The 19711-nt window shown below is 40.5% G+C and carries 19 protein-coding genes; all 19 read right to left on the reverse strand.

Translation table 11 applies throughout. The annotated features are described in order from the left end of the window. Positions 1 to 430: 430 nt before the first annotated feature. The 19 genes from murA to KI343_RS16420 all read right to left on the reverse strand — a co-directional run bounded on the left by murA (position 431) and on the right by KI343_RS16420 (position 19615). Complete coding sequence (gene murA, locus KI343_RS16330) at positions 431 to 1762, reverse strand: UDP-N-acetylglucosamine 1-carboxyvinyltransferase (RefSeq protein WP_212927494.1); 1332 nt, start codon at positions 1760 to 1762, stop codon at positions 431 to 433. A gap of 36 nt (positions 1763 to 1798) precedes the next feature. Continuing rightward, the gene (locus KI343_RS16335) at positions 1799 to 2593 is read right to left on the reverse strand and encodes a YwmB family TATA-box binding protein (protein ID WP_212927495.1); all 795 of its coding nucleotides are present in this window, start codon (positions 2591 to 2593) and stop codon (positions 1799 to 1801) included. Between the two features lie 54 nt (positions 2594 to 2647). Next, positions 2648 to 2896 (reverse strand): DUF1146 family protein, encoded by a 249-nt coding sequence (locus KI343_RS16340; protein ID WP_212927496.1) that lies wholly within the window; start codon positions 2894 to 2896, stop codon positions 2648 to 2650. A 354-nt stretch (positions 2897 to 3250) separates the two neighbouring features. Continuing rightward, positions 3251 to 3649 (reverse strand): F0F1 ATP synthase subunit epsilon, encoded by a 399-nt coding sequence (locus KI343_RS16345; RefSeq protein ID WP_212927497.1) that lies wholly within the window; start codon positions 3647 to 3649, stop codon positions 3251 to 3253. Between the two features lie 109 nt (positions 3650 to 3758). Then, complete coding sequence (gene atpD / locus KI343_RS16350; protein WP_212927498.1) at positions 3759 to 5150, reverse strand: F0F1 ATP synthase subunit beta; 1392 nt, start codon at positions 5148 to 5150, stop codon at positions 3759 to 3761. Between the two features lie 30 nt (positions 5151 to 5180). After that, positions 5181 to 6041, reverse strand: a complete 861-nt coding sequence (atpG, locus tag KI343_RS16355) for an ATP synthase F1 subunit gamma (RefSeq protein ID WP_212927499.1) — start codon at positions 6039 to 6041, stop codon at positions 5181 to 5183. 75 nt (positions 6042 to 6116) lie between these two features. Next, positions 6117 to 7628, reverse strand: coding sequence for a F0F1 ATP synthase subunit alpha (atpA, locus tag KI343_RS16360; RefSeq protein ID WP_212927500.1), 1512 nt, complete (start codon positions 7626 to 7628; stop codon positions 6117 to 6119). Between the two features lie 21 nt (positions 7629 to 7649). Further along, positions 7650 to 8192 carry a F0F1 ATP synthase subunit delta gene (locus KI343_RS16365; protein ID WP_212927501.1) on the reverse strand — a complete coding sequence of 181 codons (543 nt, stop codon included), beginning with the start codon at positions 8190 to 8192 and terminating at the stop codon, positions 7650 to 7652. Beyond that, positions 8189 to 8716, reverse strand: a complete 528-nt coding sequence (locus KI343_RS16370) for a F0F1 ATP synthase subunit B (RefSeq protein WP_212927502.1) — start codon at positions 8714 to 8716, stop codon at positions 8189 to 8191. Before KI343_RS16370 ends, KI343_RS16365 begins: the two co-directional genes overlap by 4 nt. A 163-nt stretch (positions 8717 to 8879) precedes the next feature. Further along, on the reverse strand, positions 8880 to 9086 hold the full coding sequence (atpE, locus tag KI343_RS16375; protein ID WP_080872372.1) for a F0F1 ATP synthase subunit C: 207 nt from the start codon (positions 9084 to 9086) through the stop codon (positions 8880 to 8882). Between the two features lie 48 nt (positions 9087 to 9134). Then, the gene (atpB, locus tag KI343_RS16380; protein WP_212927503.1) at positions 9135 to 9857 is read right to left on the reverse strand and encodes a F0F1 ATP synthase subunit A; all 723 of its coding nucleotides are present in this window, start codon (positions 9855 to 9857) and stop codon (positions 9135 to 9137) included. A 55-nt stretch (positions 9858 to 9912) separates the two neighbouring features. Further along, on the reverse strand, positions 9913 to 10302 hold the full coding sequence (locus tag KI343_RS16385; protein WP_212927504.1) for an ATP synthase subunit I: 390 nt from the start codon (positions 10300 to 10302) through the stop codon (positions 9913 to 9915). 471 nt (positions 10303 to 10773) lie between these two features. Then, the gene (locus KI343_RS16390; protein ID WP_212927505.1) at positions 10774 to 12972 is read right to left on the reverse strand and encodes a S8 family serine peptidase; all 2199 of its coding nucleotides are present in this window, start codon (positions 12970 to 12972) and stop codon (positions 10774 to 10776) included. A gap of 214 nt (positions 12973 to 13186) precedes the next feature. Beyond that, positions 13187 to 13816, reverse strand: a complete 630-nt coding sequence (gene upp / locus KI343_RS16395) for a uracil phosphoribosyltransferase (protein WP_212927506.1) — start codon at positions 13814 to 13816, stop codon at positions 13187 to 13189. Between the two features lie 888 nt (positions 13817 to 14704). Then, positions 14705 to 15940 carry a serine hydroxymethyltransferase gene (locus KI343_RS16400; protein WP_212927534.1) on the reverse strand — a complete coding sequence of 412 codons (1236 nt, stop codon included), beginning with the start codon at positions 15938 to 15940 and terminating at the stop codon, positions 14705 to 14707. An 85-nt stretch (positions 15941 to 16025) separates the two neighbouring features. Next, a complete protein-coding gene (locus KI343_RS16405) occupies positions 16026 to 16571 on the reverse strand; it encodes a TIGR01440 family protein (RefSeq protein ID WP_212927507.1) in 546 nt (181 codons plus the stop codon). Between the two features lie 86 nt (positions 16572 to 16657). After that, positions 16658 to 18028 carry a methyl-accepting chemotaxis protein gene (locus KI343_RS16410; protein ID WP_212927508.1) on the reverse strand — a complete coding sequence of 457 codons (1371 nt, stop codon included), beginning with the start codon at positions 18026 to 18028 and terminating at the stop codon, positions 16658 to 16660. Between the two features lie 187 nt (positions 18029 to 18215). Continuing rightward, a complete protein-coding gene (locus tag KI343_RS16415) occupies positions 18216 to 18821 on the reverse strand; it encodes a low molecular weight protein arginine phosphatase (RefSeq protein WP_212927509.1) in 606 nt (201 codons plus the stop codon). 245 nt (positions 18822 to 19066) lie between these two features. Further along, the gene (locus KI343_RS16420; protein WP_212927510.1) at positions 19067 to 19615 is read right to left on the reverse strand and encodes a manganese efflux pump MntP; all 549 of its coding nucleotides are present in this window, start codon (positions 19613 to 19615) and stop codon (positions 19067 to 19069) included. Positions 19616 to 19711 lie beyond the last annotated feature (96 nt).

A 19711-nucleotide genomic window follows, 5' to 3' on the forward strand; every position in this document is an offset into this window, starting at 1 on the left:
ATCAGTTATACTAGTAGACATGGGTAAGGTCTCCTCTTCTTAGTTTTTGTCGTGATTAACTAAAGGGTAGGATAACCTTACCTTTCCTATTTATTCATCTTACACAGACTATTGTACGTCATCTTTTCCTGAGCGGATTTGGCTAGGCTGGAGCGCTTTTTCCCATTTCCGAGCGGATTTAGCTGGGCTGGAGCGCTTTTTCCTTTTTCCGAGCGGATTTGGCTTTGGCTGGAGCGCTTTTTCCCATTTTCGAGCGGATTCAGCCTAGGTTGGAGCGCTTTTTCCCATTTTCGAGCGGATTTAGCTGGGCTGGAGCGCTTTTTCCCATTTCCGAGCGGATTTAGCTTAGGTTGGAGCGCGTTTCTTCCTTTTTTCCATATTAAAAGATGCATCTCCAGGAGATGCATCTTTTAATATAACTATTAGTCTATTATTCTGTTACAAATTCCGTTAATTCGACATTTTCCTCAACGCCTAATGGCTGAATTACGACACCATTTTCATCTACGCGTCTAATGTCTGCGCCTAGGTTGGCTAATTTGGATACAATGTCAACGTATCCGCGGTCTAGGTGTTTTAATTCTGTAACACGTGTATAACCTTCACTTACAAGTCCTGCTAAAATAAGTGCTGCCGCTGCACGTAAATCTGTAGCTGCTACTTCTGCACCTTGTAATTTAGAAAGTCCTTCAATAATTACGCTACGGCCTTCAATTTTGATATTTGCATTCATACGGCGGAATTCTTCTACGTGCATGAAGCGATTTTCAAATACTGTTTCCGTAATAACACTTGTTCCTTTAGCACAAAGCATTAATGCCATCATTTGCGATTGCATATCTGTCGGGAAGCCAGGATGTGGTAATGTCTTAATGTCTGTGGATTGAATCGAATCGGAACCAATAACGCGTAAACCGCCATCCTCATCAATGACTCGAACATGCATTTCCTCTAGTTTTGAAATAACTGAGCTTAAATGTTCACGTACTGCATTTTCTATTAGAATGTTTCCATTCGTTATCGCAGCTGCTACCATAAATGTTCCTGCTTCGATACGGTCTGGAATCATAATATGCTCCGTTCCGTATAGCTTTTCCACCCCGTTGATACGAATTGTCTCTGTTCCAGCTCCTACAATTCTTGCGCCCATTTTATTCAGGTAGTTTGCTAAGTCAACAATTTCAGGCTCTTTTGCTGCATTTTCAATAACTGTTTTTCCTTCTGCTAATGCAGCTGCCATCATAATGTTTTCTGTAGCTCCTACACTTGGCATATCTAAATATATTTTCGCACCTTGCAGGCGACCATTTGATTTTGCTTCTACAAAACCATTGCCAACATGAATGTCAGCTCCCATTGCTTCAAAGCCTTTTAAGTGTAAGTCAATTGGACGTGATCCGATTGCACAGCCACCAGGCATAGCTACCTTTGCGTGTCCATAGCGGGCTAATAATGGTCCCAACACAAGCACGGACGCACGCATTTTTCTTACATATTCAAATGGGGCATGTGTTTCTAATGTTTCAGAAGCATCTATCGTTACTTCTTTTTTTGTTGAATCAAATTCCACATTGGCATTTAAATTGCGAAGTACTTCATTAATTGTGTAGACGTCTGCTAATACTGGCACTTCTTTGATAATGCTTTTTCCTTCGCTAGCGATTAAGCTAGCAGCAAGTACAGGTAGGACTGCGTTTTTAGCACCTTCTACGCGAACAGTGCCTTCTAACTTCCGTCCCCCACCAACGATGATTTTTTCCATGTCATAAATCCCCTTCAGAATCTAATTTCCCTATTATTAATATTCATTGATCAGGATAGGTGTTCCAATCATATAATTCATTTTCCCATGACGATCAGCAACAGCGGCAATTTGCACATTTTTTGGGTCATCTTCCATGTAATAAAATTGCTTCCATGTCTTCGTGTACCCGTATGTACTTTTTTTAATCGTGGAATTCTTTATATTGTCATAATTAGTCGATATATGCTTTATATTGAAATACGTTTTTGCTTTATTTATGAATACATCGTGATTCATTATACCACTATCTTGGACAGAGAGACAAGTATATAAATGTGACTCTTTTGTTAAATAGTTCCTTAGTATATTTGTTTTTTCTTCGCGATACTTTTGGCTTATATGATTATCCCAATCCGTTCCATGCATAACGATAATTACTTCTGCTGATTCACGCTTATCTATAGGAAGGATCACCTTATATAATACGTCAAAGGTATCTTTTTTGTGACGACTCTCAAAGGTGTGCTTTATACGGTTCTCATCCTTCTCCTCATGGGATATATGCGTTTCTTGCAGACCTTGTACAATCTCTTCTGCTCGCTGGCTATCCATCTGTTCTTTCATGGTAACTTCCCAGAAATTCATTTCTAGGTCATATTCATTCGCAAACGCAGCCAAGTCTTCCATTTCATCATTCTGAATAGGCTGGCTAAACGCTTGGTTTACAAAGAAAGAAATAATAAGCAGCAAACAAATAGCTTGCTTCCTCAATGCAATAGGCTTTTGTTCAGGGCTAGGGGATTGTTGCGTAAAGGGAATTTGAAAACTTGTAAGGAATCTATGAAACATGAAAAAAACCTCCTATCAAATCTATTAATCTTAGTTTTGACAGAAGTTTTTATATCAATACATCCTTATAGAAGAAAAAAGATATGTTAAATCGCCTGACCATTGTAATATATCTAGAAAAAATCTGCTGACTCCTGTACCAATAACAATTGTTATAAATAAAAGAAAAACTCTCGCTTCGGCTGCTCTTCCCTTTTTAAAAATTGATTCAATGCGGATCGCGGTGACGACTTTCCACGTAAGATATATAAACATGATATGTGAAAATATACTAATCAATGCCATTTGTTCCATTGAAAACATAGCAATCTCCTTTCTGCATACGTTGGTTTGAAAATAAATTTTAACGTCCTTTGCGTAGCTGCATAGCTAATATCCATTACGAATAGTAGTGTGGAGCCATATTCTTTATAAGTAATCAAACAGCACTGTGTCTTTTGATTTTCTTACATGTATGAAGAAACGTATGAATGCTGTCTTTTATTGTTGAATTATATTATCATGTTATAATTTCCCGGGAAATTATAACATGATTCGTTCTATTTCTGCTTTAAGAAACGCATTTTAGAAATCTTGATTCTGTCACAACTAAAATAAACTCCCTATCCATCATTTGGGCAGGGAGTTTATTGCGTATTTTTATTTTCAGCTTATTTCTTATGAATTTGCGACATCTAGACGGTTGATTGCTCGTTTTAATGCAAGTTCAGCACGAACTCTGTCTATTGTATCGCTATTATCCTGAAGACGTTTCTCTGCACGCTCTTTTGCATTCTTTGCACGAAGAACGTCAATATGATCAGCAGTTTCAGCAGACTGTGCTAGGATTGTAACTTTATCAGGCTGCACTTCCATAAAACCTCCACTGATTGCAACTAGCTGTGTATCATCGCCTTTTTTTAAACGAGCGATACTAATCTGTAATGGAGAGACAAGCGGAATGTGTTTTGGGAGAATACCAATTTCACCGGATTCCGCTTTACAGACAACCATATCAAAGTTATCTTCTAGAATCGGACCTTCAGGAGTGACGACACTTACTGCTAATGTACTCAATGTTTACCCCTCCTACAGCTGGCTAAAAAGCTGAAAGGATGATACATCTTAGATGATGTTAAAAATTCCATCAAACACCCATTCTTTATGAATCATCCTCAGCTGTCAATTATTCCGAAGCTTTTGCTTTTTCAACTACTTCCTCAATTCGTCCAACAAGACGGAAGGCATCTTCTGGAAGGTCATCGTACTTTCCTTCAAGAATTTCTTTAAAGCCTTTAACCGTTTCTTTTACCGGAACATACGAACCAGGTTGCCCAGTGAATTGCTCTGCAACGTGGAAGTTTTGCGATAAGAAGAATTGGATACGACGTGCTCGAGAAACAACTAACTTGTCTTCATCACTTAATTCATCCATACCAAGAATTGCGATAATGTCTTGCAATTCACGGTATTTTTGAAGTGTTTGTTGTACTTCTGTCGCAACTTGATAATGTTCTTCTCCAACTACTTCTGGATCAAGTGCACGAGAAGTGGATGCTAATGGATCCACGGCAGGATAGATTCCTTGCTCAGAAAGCTTACGATCTAAGTTTGTCGTTGCATCTAAGTGAGCGAATGTAGTTGCCGGTGCTGGATCTGTATAGTCATCGGCAGGAACATAAATTGCTTGAATCGATGTTACGGAGCCTTTATCTGTAGATGTGATACGCTCCTGTAATTGTCCCATCTCCGTAGCAAGTGTCGGCTGATAACCAACGGCTGACGGCATACGTCCAAGAAGTGCGGAAACTTCAGAACCAGCTTGCGTGAAACGGAAAATGTTATCGATAAACAATAGTACGTCTTGTCCTTGTTCATCACGGAAATATTCTGCCATAGTAAGACCGGTTAATGCAACGCGCATACGCGCACCAGGCGGCTCGTTCATCTGACCGAATACCATCGCTGTTTTTGCAATAACTCCGGAGTCACTCATTTCATAGTAAAGGTCGTTTCCTTCACGAGTACGCTCTCCTACACCTGCGAATACTGAGATACCGCCATGCTCTTGAGCGATGTTATTGATTAATTCCTGAATTAGTACGGTTTTACCTACTCCTGCTCCACCGAACAGACCGATTTTACCACCCTTGATATATGGTGCCAGTAAGTCTACAACCTTAATTCCAGTTTCCAAAATTTCAGTTTCTGTAGAAAGATTCTCAAATTTTGGCGCTTCACGGTGGATTGGATCTAAACGAGTACCAGCTGGAAGCGGCTCATCTAAATCAATTTTTTCACCTAAAACGTTAAATACTCGTCCTAATGTAACATCTCCAACCGGAACAGAAATTGGTCGACCCAAATCTTCTACTTCTGCTCCACGCTGGAAACCATCTGTTGAGGACATAGCAATTGTACGAACACTATTATCACCAAGGTGAAGTGCTACTTCTAGTGTTAAATCTCCAGCTTCACCATGGACTACTAATGCATTATTTACAGCAGGGAGCTGGCCGTCTTCAAAACGTACGTCAACAACCGGTCCCATAAGCTGTGTTACGCGTCCTTTCGTCATCTGTTTCCCTCCTGACTTACTCTACCTGTACTATTCAAGCGCTGCTACGCCACCAACAATCTCTGTGATTTCTTGGGTAATAGCTGCTTGACGTGCACGGTTATATGAAAGTTCTAAATCACCAATTAACTCATTTGCATTATCTGTTGCACTGCGCATTGCTGTCATACTTGCAGCATGCTCACTGGCCTTCCCATCAAGCAATGCACCAAAAATCAAGCTTTCTGCATATTGCGGTAAAAGTACTTCTAGGATTTCCTCCTGATTTGGTTCAAATTCATAATTGGAAGTGGATGCCCCTTGTTCACCTAAATCTGCAATTGGTAAAAGCTGTTTATTTGTGACTACCTGTGAAATGGCGCTTACGTAATGGTTATAAATAATATGAAGTTCATCAATTTCTTGATTGATATACATTTGTACAGTTTCAGAAGCAAGGTTTTTCACATCTGCGAATGTAGGGTGGTCCGGCATTCCTAATATACTTTGAGTAACTGGAAGACCACGTTTACGGCAGAAGTCATACCCTTTTCTCCCAATAACAATAATCGTATATTCGTCTTTACTCGTATGTTTCGCTTCAATGTTATTTACAAGACTTTTTAAAATATGACTATTATATGCACCAACCAAACCGCGGTCAGAGGTAACAATTAAATAGCCCGTTTTCTTTACTTCCCGTTTAACAAGCATTGGATGTTGTGCGCCTGTATTGGAATTCGCAATACTGCTCACTACTTCCTGCAGCTTATCAGCATAAGGAACAAACCCGCGGGCATTCTGTTCTGCCTTGGACATTTTGGATGCTGATACAAGCTCCATTGCTCCGGTGATTTGTTTTGTTTTTTTCGTCGAGTCAATTCTTCCTTTTAAATCTCTAAGTGATGCCAAGCTTTTCACCACACTTTCCTATAAGGAATGCGGGCCGAGTATTCTTTCGGCCCATCTCATTTATTCACGGACATCTTATTGATTAGATGGTAAGAATGTTTTCTTGAAGCTTTCGATTGCTCCACTGAACTCTTTTTCATCCGGCAAGTTTCCTGTTTCACGGATTGTTGTGAAAATATCATTTTGATTATTTTCAATCCAAATATTCATTTCTTCTTCAAAGCGCTGAATATCTTCTACAGGAATATCATCTAAGAATCCTCTTGTTAATGCATAGATAATCGCAACTTGTTTTTCTACGGCCATTGGTTTATGCAGGCCTTGTTTCAATATTTCAACCGTGCGTTGTCCACGATTAAGTTTTGCTTGTGTTGCTTTATCAAGATCGGAACCGAATTGCGAGAATGCCTCAAGTTCACGGAATGACGCTAAATCTAGACGCAGTGTACCAGCAACTTTTTTCATTGCTTTAATCTGTGCGGATCCACCTACACGAGATACAGATAAACCTGCGTTAATCGCTGGACGTACCCCTGAGAAGAATAGATCGGATTGTAAGAAAATCTGACCATCTGTAATAGAGATAACGTTGGTAGGGATATACGCTGCGATATCTCCTGCTTGTGTCTCAACAAAAGGTAATGCCGTTAAAGAACCGCCGCCTTTTGCGTCACTTAATTTAGCTGCACGCTCTAATAAACGTGAATGCAGATAGAATACATCCCCTGGGAATGCTTCACGGCCTGGCGGACGGCGTAATAGTAAGGAAAGTTCACGGTAAGCTACTGCTTGTTTAGATAAATCATCATAAACAACAAGAACATGCTTCCCGTTATACATGAATTCTTCCCCCATAGCTACACCTGCATATGGTGCTAAGTAAAGTAATGGAGCTGGGTCAGATGCACCTGCAGTTACAACAATTGTGTAATCTAATGCACCATGTTTACGGAATGTTTCAACTGTAGCACGGACAGTCGACTCTTTTTGACCAATCGCTACATAAATACAAATCATATCTTGGTCGCCTTGGTTCAAAATCGTATCCACGGCAACGGTTGTTTTTCCTGTTTGACGGTCACCGATGATTAATTCACGTTGTCCGCGTCCAATCGGTACAAGGGCATCAATCGCTTTAATACCTGTTTGTAATGGCTCATCAACGGATTTACGATCCATTACACCTGGTGCTGGAGCTTCAATTGGTCTCGATTTAGAGGTTTCAATCGCTCCTCTTCCGTCAATTGGCTGTCCAAGCGGGTTCACCACACGACCTAAAAGTTCCTCACCAACTGGCACTTGCATAATACGGCCTGTACGACGAACTTCGTCACCTTCTTTAATATCTTGGTAAGGCCCAAGAATAACGATACCTACATTGCTTTCCTCTAAGTTCTGAGCTAAGCCCATTACCCCATTGGAAAACTCAAGCAACTCACCAGCCATTGCATTGTCAAGTCCGTGTGCACGTGCAATCCCGTCCCCAACTTCAATAACTGTTCCAACATCAGTAACTTCTATGTCTGAATCAAAATTTTCAATTTGCTTTTTTATCAGCGTACTAATTTCTTCAGCATTAATGCTCATACCATTTCACCCCTATCATCATTAATTAGCAGACACAATACTACGGGAGATTCGATCTAGCTTCCCTTTCACCGTACCGTCATAAATCGTATTTCCTACTCTGATTTTTATCCCGCCAAGAATGGCCGGATCAACGATATTGGTGAGTTGAACTGCATTTTTTCCTAACCGGACGGCAAAAGAACGCTCTAAATGTTTCTTTTCATCATCCGATAATTTTCGCGTCGAATAAACTGTAGCATCTGCCATTCCTTTTGCATCATTTACTAAAGAAATGAATTCGTCGATAATGGTTGGAATGATCGATATCCGATGGCGATCGATAAGTAATTGAAGTGTATTCAAAATGGGCTTGTCTAACCCTTTAAATGCATCAACTACAAGTTCTTTCTTTTTCGCATTATCAAACTTTGGATGCGCTAGGAATTTAGCTAATTTCTTATCATTTTGAAAAACAGGCTGTACGACTTTCAACTCATCGACAAACTGTTCTAGCTTTTGTTGTTCTAATCCGAGGCTGAAAAGAGCATCTGCATAACGTTTAGCAACTACTACATCACTCATCGCTCTTCTCCTACCTCTTTAATGTACTCGTTGATTAATTTCTCTTGATCTTGCTCATTTAATTCTTTCTCAATAACTTTGCTTGCAATCAATACAGATAGAGATGCCACTTTATCTTGTAAAGCTTGAATTGCTCTTTCTTTCTCGTTTTGGATATCTGCTTGAGCAGCTTCCTTAATACGGTTTGCTTCCTTCTTGGCGGATTCAATAATCTGCTCCTCTTGCTTGATACCAGCAGACTTTGCATCTTCAATCATTTTTTGAGCTTCTGCCCTGACCTGATTTAGCTGTTCAGCTGCTTCTTTAGAAGCTTTTTCAGCCTCAGCTCTGCTTTTTTCCGCTTCTTCGATTTCACTCGCCACATATTGCTCGCGTTCTTCCATTTTATTCATTAATGGACCCCAAGCGAATTTTTTCAATAAGGCAAGAAGTACAATAAAGAAAAATAGCTGAACTACCATATCTGGCCAACGCAATCCGCCGACACTTGCACCAACTGCTAATAAATCAATGTATGAATGCACGAATTCCACTCCTTTCGCTAAGACATTATCCTGAAATAGAGACAACTCTATTTCATTTATTAAACACGAAAACTCGTATTACTTGCTTGTTTGCATAAAGGAATGGCGAAGATTCTCTCTGAGATGAACTTCGCCATTATATTTTTGGGGAATCAGACGCCCATTACATGACCATAAATGCTATAACTACCGCAAGGATTGGTACAGCCTCAACAAGTGCTACCCCGACAAACATTGTACCCATAAGCGGACCTCTTAATTCTGGTTGACGTGCGATTCCCTCCACTGTTCTACCTACGATTAAACCGTTACCTACACCAGCACCTAGTGCCGCTAAACCTATTGCTATACCTGCTGCTAAAGCTCCCATGAATAATTTCCTCCTTTTTTATGTGTAAAAACAACTTATATTATTTATTTAATGGTCTGCACTCACTTTATGAGACATATAAACCATTGTTAACATAACAAATACAAACGATTGAATGGCGCCGATAAACACACTGAATCCTTGCCATGCGAGCATTGGTATTGCTGCTCCAAGAAAACCGAATGCACTGGTAGTTGCCCAGCCTACCAATAGACCTAAAAGAACTTCACCTGCATAGATATTACCAAACAGACGAAGACCTAATGTTAAGGTGTTTGTGAATTCTTCGACAATTTTAAATGGCAACATAAACGGCACCGGACTTACATATGTCTTTAAGTATTCTTTTGTACCTCGAACTTTTATACCGTAGTAATGTGTCAATAAAATAATCATTGTTGACAGTGTTAGTGTAAGACCCGCATCTGCAGTAGGAGATTTCCACCATAAATCGTGTCCAACCACTCCAACAGTAGCTACTCCGACAAGGTTACTCACTAGGATATAAAAGATGAGTGTTAGTCCAAGCGGAAGAAAAACTTTTCCTGTTTTCCAATCCATATTGTCTTTTACAATGCCCCGCACAAACTCTACTGCCCATTCCATAAAGTTTTGCATCCCTTTGGGTTTCATTTGCAGTTTTCTGCTTCCCCATACACAAAAAACGAAAACAATAAGGGACACCATAAAAGTCATAAACACATTTGATAGATTTAAATCAGCACCCGGTATCCCAAAGATATCATGTACTATTGGATTTTCATGATCCAAGATTATCACCCCTTTACTAAAACTATTTGTAAGTAAAAATGGAATACTGGAAGGACTAGTCTTCTTTTCGGTTACGTATGACGAATTGATAAACGATGATATCTATTGTCATAATCAAGTAAGAAGAAACAATCCCAAAAATTACAGCATACAGATGAAAATACGCATCAAAACGTATAGCAACGACAACTGCTAAAACTGCGGCAGCCATCCTGGAAAAAGTACCTAAACCAGTTCTAGGTTTTTCGCCTGCTGCAATTGTTCTGCCAAGTTTTTCTGACTTGTATTGCAGTAACCACAAGTTATAAAGACTAATACTACTACCTAGGATTAAACCGAGAAAGATTCGGGTATAGGGTAGAAATCCAGCGCAAAGTACTAAAATTGCTAACCAATAAAGCATCCATTTTCGCTGACGGGTAATCATACTATCAAAATTAGACATCAATGCTGTTTCACTCCTAATGCTGCCCGTCAACTAGATACATTACTATTAGAACCATAGACTTGCATCCGTTTTCAATCAAGTTGGGGAATTTCTTGCTAGGCAATACTACTTGTAGTCTTAGATGCGGAGGTGTTCCATACTATTTGCATCTATGTATAGAAGGCAGAGAAATGCACATAGCATATTTCCAAAAAATCTGCAAATATAAATGGGCTCTATCTGCTCTTTCCTTTGCTCCACACTAAGTAAGTGTACAATACGCCTGTAAGAGTTGTCAACGAGTATAAGACAATCTATAAAGTATTTCTAAACCCGTAATAAATTGCTTCAAATCAGGCTTTAGCCTTATTAAATAAGCATTTGTGAAGCCGTTTTCTAATCAACAGCTTCACAAATGCTTCCAGTTCAATTTGACATTTTTGTGAACTCAGCATTATTGCTAGAAAAAAGTGTCAAATTTAAGGTTTTTTACTCTATAAAGACTATCGTTTCCAATTGATCAAACTCCCCATTCTCAAGCTCGACTGTGATGAGGGCAAGATAGTATCCAGAGGGCCCTGCTTCTTCCTTGCTGAGAACTCCTTCACGCATTCCTTCTTCAAGCTTCCCTTCCTCTAGCAGCTTTCGTTCAAATAATAACGTTTCCGGATGATACAAATTTACTTCAAGGCTCTTCACAGGTTCTGTCACATAATATTGGTACTTATATTTCCCATCTTCAAAAGGTTCCATATAGAATTCAAAGCCTGCTGTTTTAGGCTGGTCTGCTTCTTGGTTCACAATAATGTATGGTAATGCATAGCTTTGATCCGCTTGTACAAGATTTAGCCAGCCTTCATGAACACCTTCTTCCAACCTCTCTCGATTCACGGATAGCTTTAAAGGGATTTCCTTTTGTTCATTCGGTTGGATTGTGAAAGATTGCGGAAGGTTCCAAATTAATCCGTCTTTCCGCTCAGGCGTCTCAAAATGATAGGTTTGAGCAGTTTCTGTCTTATTTTCAATGGTCACAGTTTCGGTAAACTCCTGTTGATAACGATCCAGTTTGCCGAATTCTAATTGGGGATCATAAATAATTGCAGGCGTATCCATAGCAGCATCTATTTGCAGGAGACCCATCCCTTGAATCGTTGCGTTTAAGCGATCACCGTTTTCTTCAAAAGGCTTTGCGGTTGTTTTAAGTGCACCGATAAGTTGTTCATTATTCCAGTTTGGGCGGGCTTCTTTCAACACTGCAAAGGCTCCTGCGATATGAGGTGCGGCCATACTTGTGCCATTCATTGCTTGATATCCACCCGGAACTGTACTCCAGATTGCCGTACCCGGGGCTGAGATATCCGGTTTGATTCCCCACTGGACTGTCACCGGACCACGAGAACTAAATGGAGCGATAGTCAACGCAACCTCTTTTTGAGCCGAATCCATATAGTAAGACCCTTGAGTGATATTTGACTGTATCCATTCTCCTTCTTTTTGCTGTATGGAGGCAACTGGAATAGTTATAGGCTGCCGATTATTTTCCACAGATGCTTGGATTGGGCCAGGCTCCGAATTATAAATTATTAAAGCTTCCGCACCTAATTCTTCCGCTTGGATTGCCTTTTCAAAAAAAGGGATGTCGCTGCGTTTTGTTATCGCAATTTTTCCATGTAAAGAGCTTCCTTGTTCTGCATTGTCCATATCTACTAGTTGATAGGAATTATCCAATTCCCAAGGAGGTGCTCCTATCGCTTCTATCAAAGGAATTTCTTTCTCTTCAAACGTGTCACGAAGAACCGGTTCATCTTGAGCTGTCGTTGCTGCTCCTACCGATACGGACTTATTCGCTGTAGCAGGAGAGCCAACTGTCCATGCACCCGGTCCACTATTTCCATTAGCTATCACGACAATCGTTCCGAGTTCACTCGCACGATTAACGGCAATACTCGTCGGATAATCTGGAACGTTCACGTTATTTCCTAATGAGAGGTTAATGATGTCCATCCCATCTTCCATTGCCTTTTCCATTGCAGCCAATACTTGAACGGTTGAGCCTGATCCTCCTGGACCCAATGCACGATACGCATAAATTTCTGCATCCGGGGCTACTCCTTTGATATCTCCATCGGCAGCAATGATTCCCGCCACATGGGTTCCGTGTGAAGTGGGATGTCCTTCCTCTGGCGTGGTCTCCATCGGCTCTTCATCAAAATCAACCACATCATAGCCACTTTGATAATTCTTTTGTAAATCTGGGTGGTTATAATCTACACCTGTATCAATAACGCCTACTTTTACACCTTTTCCCGTATAGGATGTTGTGTTCAAATCATACGGTTCAGGCTGAGAGGAATCCTTTTTTTCAATAACATCTGCAGTATGTTTCGAAAGAGGTAAACTTTCATAGGTCTGAACCTGGTGGAATGTCTTCACTTGTTCTATCGATCCCAGCTTGCTTAATTGTTCCATCTTCCCCTCTACTGCTAATCCTTTAAAGAGAAGGTCATAGACAGCCACAATTTCGATAAACGGATGATAGGTCTCTATTTCTTCTTTTACATCCTCAGGGTCTCCTTCTACTTCAATAATGAGTGTCTGTTTTTCATCTTGTGCATAAGTAGTCTCCTCTACTTGAATAGGCAAAATTACTCCACAGATGATAACCGTGCATAGCAACTTTTTCCACATAACATCCCCACCTTTGTAGAGTAGTTTTCGAGGATACCAGTTATTTTATGCAAATGATGTTGGTTTGAAAAAAATATCCACAGCTTTCGTATAAAATGTCTGTTGTTTGATGGCGGCGGGTTATCCACAACAGAAGAATTGGAAAGAAGAGGACTCGCTCTTATTACATAAAAAAACAGACTGATTATATATCCAGCCTGTTTTTTTATCTTCTTTATTTCGTTCCAAATAGACGGTCTCCTGCGTCCCCAAGACCAGGGATAATATAGGCATGTTCGTCTAAACGCTCATCTAAGGCAGCTAAGTAAATATCCACATCTGGATGCTCTTCTTTTACTGCTTCCACGCCTTCTGGTGCTGCAATAAGACACATTAAACGAATGTTTTTCGCACCTCGTTTTTTTAGAGCACCAATCGCATCATTTGCAGATCCGCCAGTCGCTAACATTGGATCAATCACAATTAGTTCGCGTTCTGCAATATCATTTGGTAATTTTACATAATATTCTACTGGTTTTAACGTTTCTGGGTCACGGTATAAACCAACATGTCCAACTTTTGCCGCCGGGATTAATTTACGTACTCCGTCAACCATTCCTAAGCCTGCACGAAGAATTGGTACAAGTCCAAGCTTTTTACCAGCCAACACCTTTGATTTTGAGGTTGTTACTGGTGTTTCTACCTCAACCTCTGTTGTTGGTAAATCTCTTGTAATTTCAAACGCCATTAGCATTGCAACTTCGTCTACAAGCTCGCGAAATTCTTTTGTTCCCGTATTTTTATCACGAATATACGTTAATTTATGTTGAATTAACGGATGATCAAATACAAAGACATTTCCCATGTCAGATCACTCCTTAAATTATATATCGTTCAAATTGTACTGAAAATCAAGTATGCTTTCAAGTCAATCCTCTTATGGAATTATTAATAGTTTATTTCAAAAATTATAATTTTCCTTGTGGGGGGAAGATTTTTGAGGATACGTTGGATGGGAGCGGCCTGTATTTGATCGGGGACTTGGATGAAGTGGAGCGGTTTAACCTTATTTTCGAGCGGGGGCTGGATGGAGTGGAGCGCTTTTTCTTGTTTTCGAGCGGATTCTAGGATGGGTGGAGCGCTTATCCTTGTTTTTGAGCGCATTCTAGGGTAGGTGGAGCGGGTATTCTTGTTTTCGAGCGGAGGCTGGATGGAGTGGAGCGCTTATTTTTATTTTCGAGCGGACTCTAGGCTGGACGGATTGCTTTTTCTTTTGAGAGGATTCTAGGCTGGGCGGAGCGCTTTTTCTTGTTTTCGAGCGCATTCTGGCTGCATGGAGCGCTTATCCTCGTTTTCGAGCGGACTCTAGGCTGGACGGAGCGCTTATCCTCGTTTTCGAGCGGACTCTAGGCTGGACGGAGCGCTTTTTCTTTTGAGAGGATTCTAGGATGGGTGGAGCGCTTATCCTTGTTTTCGAGCGCATTCTAGGTTGGGTGGAGCGCTTTTTCTTCTTTTGGAGCGGATTCTAGGATGGGTGGAGCGCTTTTTCTTCTTTTGGAGCGGATTCTAGGATGAGTGGAGCGCTTATCCTTGTTTTCGAGCGCATTCTAGGATGGGTGGAGCGCTTATCCTTGTTTTCGAGCGCATTCTGGCTGCATGGAGCGCTTTGATCTGTTTTCGAGCGGGGGTTTTGACTAGCTATATTAAAATCCACAGAGTGCTTGGCTCTGTGGATTTAGGTTATTGTGAGAACTTATTTATATAGTGGGAATTTCTCTGTTAATGCTTGGACGCGTTCTTTTGCTTCTTTCAGTTTAGCTTCATCTTCGTGGTTTTTTAATGTCAGTGAGATGATGGCTGCTATTTCCTTCATTTCTTCTATACCAAATCCGCGCGTTGTTACTGCAGCTGTTCCAATACGAATTCCGCTTGTTACAAATGGGCTTTCGGTATCAAAAGGAATTGTATTTTTGTTTGTTGTTACGCCAACGTCATCTAATGCTTTTTCTGCTACTTTTCCTGTAAGGTTTAGTGGTGTTACGTCTAAGAGCAGCAGGTGATTGTCTGTTCCGCCTGAGACAATGCGGATACCTTCTTCTTTTAAAGCTTCTCCAAGCGCTTTGGCGTTTTCAATGATGTTAGCTGAATAAGTCTTAAAATCATCTGATAGGACTTCTTTAAAGGAAACTGCTTTTGCTGCAATGATATGCATTAAAGGTCCGCCTTGGATTCCTGGGAAGATTGCTTTATCGATTTTTTTCGCATATTCTTCTTTACAAAGAATCATACCGCCGCGGGGGCCACGTAATGTTTTATGCGTTGTTGTTGTTACAAAATCAGCATATGGTACTGGGTTTTCATGATGCCCTGTAGCAACTAACCCTGCGATATGCGCCATATCCACCATTAAATAAGCACCTACAGCATCGGCAATTTCTCTGAACTTTTTAAAATCAATGCTTCTTGAATAAGCACTTGCACCGGCAACAATCAGTTTTGGTTTTACTTCTTTTGCTTTTTCAAGAACAGCATCATAATCTAGTTTTTCTGTCTCTTTATCCACACCGTAATCAGCAAAATTATATAAACCACCGCTAAAGTTAACCGGGCTTCCATGCGTTAAATGACCACCGTGGTTTAAATTCATTCCTAATACAGTATCTCCTGGTTCTAGGAAGGTAAAATAGATTGCCATATTCGCTTGTGAACCGGAGTGAGGCTGTACATTCGCATGGTCCGCTCCAAATATTTTTTTCGCACGTTCTCTAGCAAGATTCTCTACAATATCAACATATTCACAACCGCCATAATAACGTTTATCCGGGTAACCTTCTGCATATTTATTCGTAAGTATGGAGCCCATTGCATCCATTACCGCTTTCGATACAAAGTTTTCGGATGCAATCAGTTCGATTTTATTCTGCTGACGATCCTTCTCCTGCTGCATTGCCTGAAAAACTTCATTGTCTGCTTGTTTTACATATTCCATCATTGTGCACAGCCTCCTATTTTAAGGTAAAATGTGAAGATTTATTATTATTTGTTGTCTTTTAAGGAATAAAGAATCCAATCTATTATCTAGACGGATTCTCCCCATAAAATGCTCGATGACCGCCAATTAATTTTGGACGGGTTCGGGCAGCTCGAATTCTGGCATGACCAATTGTACGTTGTTCTAATTTTAACGGAACTGCAACGGCTTTTAAGTGCATGCCAATCATTGTTTCACCAATGTCTATTCCAGCATGCGCGCTGATATTTTCAACAACGACAGGGTTTTCCATTTGCTTATATGCATAGCTTGCCATCGACCCTCCAGCTTCTGGAACAGGAACGACCGCTACTTCTTCCAGGCCATACCGTACTGCTGTCTGGCGCTCTACGACAAGGGAGCGATTTAAGTGCTCACAGCATTGAAAAGCAAGATGGACACCTGTTTGTTTTTGAAGCTTTGCTAGCTGCTCATAAATGTTTTTGGCAATTCGGGTACTGCCGCTTGTTCCAATTGGATGCCCTGCTACTTCACTTGTAGAACAACCAATTACAACAATTTCATCTTTATGCAAGCAGTCCGTATCCAGCCATTGATTCATCACTTTCTCTATATCATTGGTTATCATCACGACACCTCTACTAGTAATCCTTTAGATTCGTTCGGCACAACAAATAATAGAACTATCTATAGCATACCACGATTTTTGAGAATTTACGATACATCTTGTTGATAGGTTTTGTGATTTTTATTAGAAATCTTCATGGTAGGAACACTTGCAATTTCCTTGTTTTGCTTCACCTTAAATTGTCTGATCTGCTGCCTTAAACTTCCTGCATGTTCTTCCATCTGCCGAGCTAATTGATCCACTTGTTCCATTGTCACGACTTGTTCTTGAATAGCTGCATTCACCTCTTGCGTACCAGCGGATGTTTCCTGAGCAATGGCAGCTACTTCTTGAGATTGATAGGCCGTATTTTGAATGGATTGCATCTGTTGTTCTACTAATCCATAGATTGTATCAATTTGGGTAGCTGTCTCTTTCACCGTCGCACCCATTTTCGCAATCGTGCGGTTCGTATTTTCTCCACGATTAACTTCTTCCCGTGAGGACTTCACATTCGTATTAATTTTTGCTGCAACCTGCTTCACATCATTTTGAATAGAAAGTAATAGCTCGGAAATGTCTTTCACAGCTTTTCCACTTTGATCCGCCAGTTTCCGGACCTCTTCCGCAACCACTGCAAATCCTTTTCCATGTTCCCCGGCACGAGCCGCTTCAATAGACGCATTTAGCGCTAATAAGTTGGTTTGTTCTGCTATTTCACCGACTAATGTGATAATTCCTTCCACTTCCATCGTGCTCTGGCGTAAATGATTCATATCTTCTAAAGAGACCTCTTGCTCCACTGCGATACGCCCAATCCCTTCCACTAATTGTTTCACTACACTTTGTCCCTCTTCTAACATGTTAATCATAGCATTGGATTGTTCCTTGGATGCTTCTGCTTTATTCTGAACTTCTCCAGCTAATTCCGTTGCTATTTCAATCGATTCCACTGTTTCCTGCGTAGCGCGTGATGAATTCTCTGCTCCGTTAGAAATTTCGCTGATTGATTCTCCAATAGCTGTTGCATGCTGTGTTGCCTTATTTGACGCTTTCTTCAATTGGTTAACCGTTTCATTCGTCTCTTCAAAATGCTGGTCAATATTTGTGACCATTTTATTTAAACTTTGCAGCATACTGTTTACAGCGACAGATAACGATTTAATTTCATCATCCGATTTCGGGATTTCTACTTGTATCTCCAGATTACCTTTGGCAGCCTCCCCGGTTACTTCCTCTAATTTTTGCAAAGGCTTCGTAATCCATCTTGCTGCAAAGAAGGCAAGGATTCCAGACCATATGATGCCTAATAGTAATGTGATAATCACAAAGACTTGCTGCGATATATTGGACCACGACTGTATGTAGCCAAATAAAACATAGATAAAAATCGCACTTGTTGAGTAGGTAATAACCGCTAAAATGGTTGTAAACACAACAAGTTTTAACCGTAGACTAAACCGATATTTGTTCCCCATTAAACCTTCCACTCCCTTAGTAACCTTTTCGCTTCATTGCAAGTGATTATACGACTTCAGCCTTTAAGCAGCGGAAAATAACCTTTAGCGGGCGGAAAACATTCCAACGTGAAAGCACTCCCTGCATAAGCGTTTTCAAAACATGCGCTTGTACTGCTCGCACTTCCTTCCACTCCGATATGGAATGTTAACGCTGGGAGGACAACCATTTGTCAAGACACGCTTCAATTTCTTCCTTCGTCTCTAGATAATACGCTATCGGTCCGCCGAATGGATCTGCAATATCCGAATGTATCAGCTGTCTTTTTAAATAATTAATTTTTTCAAACTCTGGTTGACATAACTCGAACAGGAGCTGATTACGTTTTCCTGGATCCAAGTCTGCATCGTATTTTTGTAAACATTGCTCTCTTTTTTCTTCCAAATCTGCATAGGCCATTTCTAATTGATTCCATATTTCTATATCGGCACCTAGTGCAAATTCTTTAAGTGTATATGTTTTCTTTCTATGTTTTGGGTAGTCTGTCCACAGCCTTTCCTTATGGGAAACTGTCATGGTAAGGATAAGATCAGCCCATTGCACTAATTCTTCACTGATTGGGGAAGCTTGATGATTTATTTCAATACCTTGTTGTTTTAAGACTTCCGTGGTTTGATCGCTTGCTGGGGCGCCTGGTATAGCCGTCATTCCACAGGACTTAACGTTTATATCTGCTGGTGCGCGATGTTTTAATAATGCCTCTGCCATTGGGCTGCGACAAGTATTTCCCGTGCATACGAATAGTACATTCATAGGTATATCCTCCTGTTTGTTTATCTTGTTCCATTTCTAGTATGGAAAAAATCATTTTTCTTATCATATCATGGTTTTTGATAAACAATCCACAAGCGTTTCTAGCTGGAAGTTATGTTCTTACCAGTAAGAATCGTGCAGGCTGGACAGTTGTTATTCTTTTTATAGGTTATCCACAGACTTTGGTATTGACCCTAAAAAATAGCCAAGCTTTACGCCTGACTTGTTAAAGGAGCTATTTTTCATTAGCTGAATAGCATATATATCCCGAAGCTGCATAGAATGCTTCCCCCGAGGATTTCGCTGTAGGTTCCAAGGAATCTTTGCAATCGTCTTCCCAGTAATAGGCCGATCCATGTAAAAAAACAACTTACGATGCCAAAGATAATCAAGGTAATGATAATCGTTACGCCAGAGATTCCTAAGCTGAATCCGACCGTAAAACTGTCCAGGCTGACGCTGAATGCAAGCATCCATAGTCCGAAGCCAACAGGCTGCCACCGGAAGTCATCGGATGTATGAAAAGCTGAAAAAAACATGTGTGCTCCGATAAAGAATAACAGTATTCCGGATGCAAAGGCTGTCCATTGTCCAACTTGTTCAGATAAAGCGTGCCCAAGCAACATGCCAACCATCGGAAAGAGCATATGGAAGCTACCGATTACCAACCCAATGATAGCAATCCGTCTCAATCGCATCTTATTCATTCCCAGGCCTAAGCTTATGGAGAACGCATCCATGCTTAAACCAATTGCGAGCAAAGCTAGTGAAAGTAATTCGGTAGAAAAAAACATCCATACATCCCCCTCTGAAGCATGCTTGTACAATTTATGCTTCACCTGCAGATAATATGAATGTGTTTTCTCATTTCTAAAAAAATATCAACACAG

The sequence above is a fragment of the Oceanobacillus sp. J11TS1 genome (genome assembly GCF_018333215.1).
In the GTDB taxonomy this organism is placed as follows: domain Bacteria; phylum Bacillota; class Bacilli; order Bacillales; family Amphibacillaceae; genus Oceanobacillus.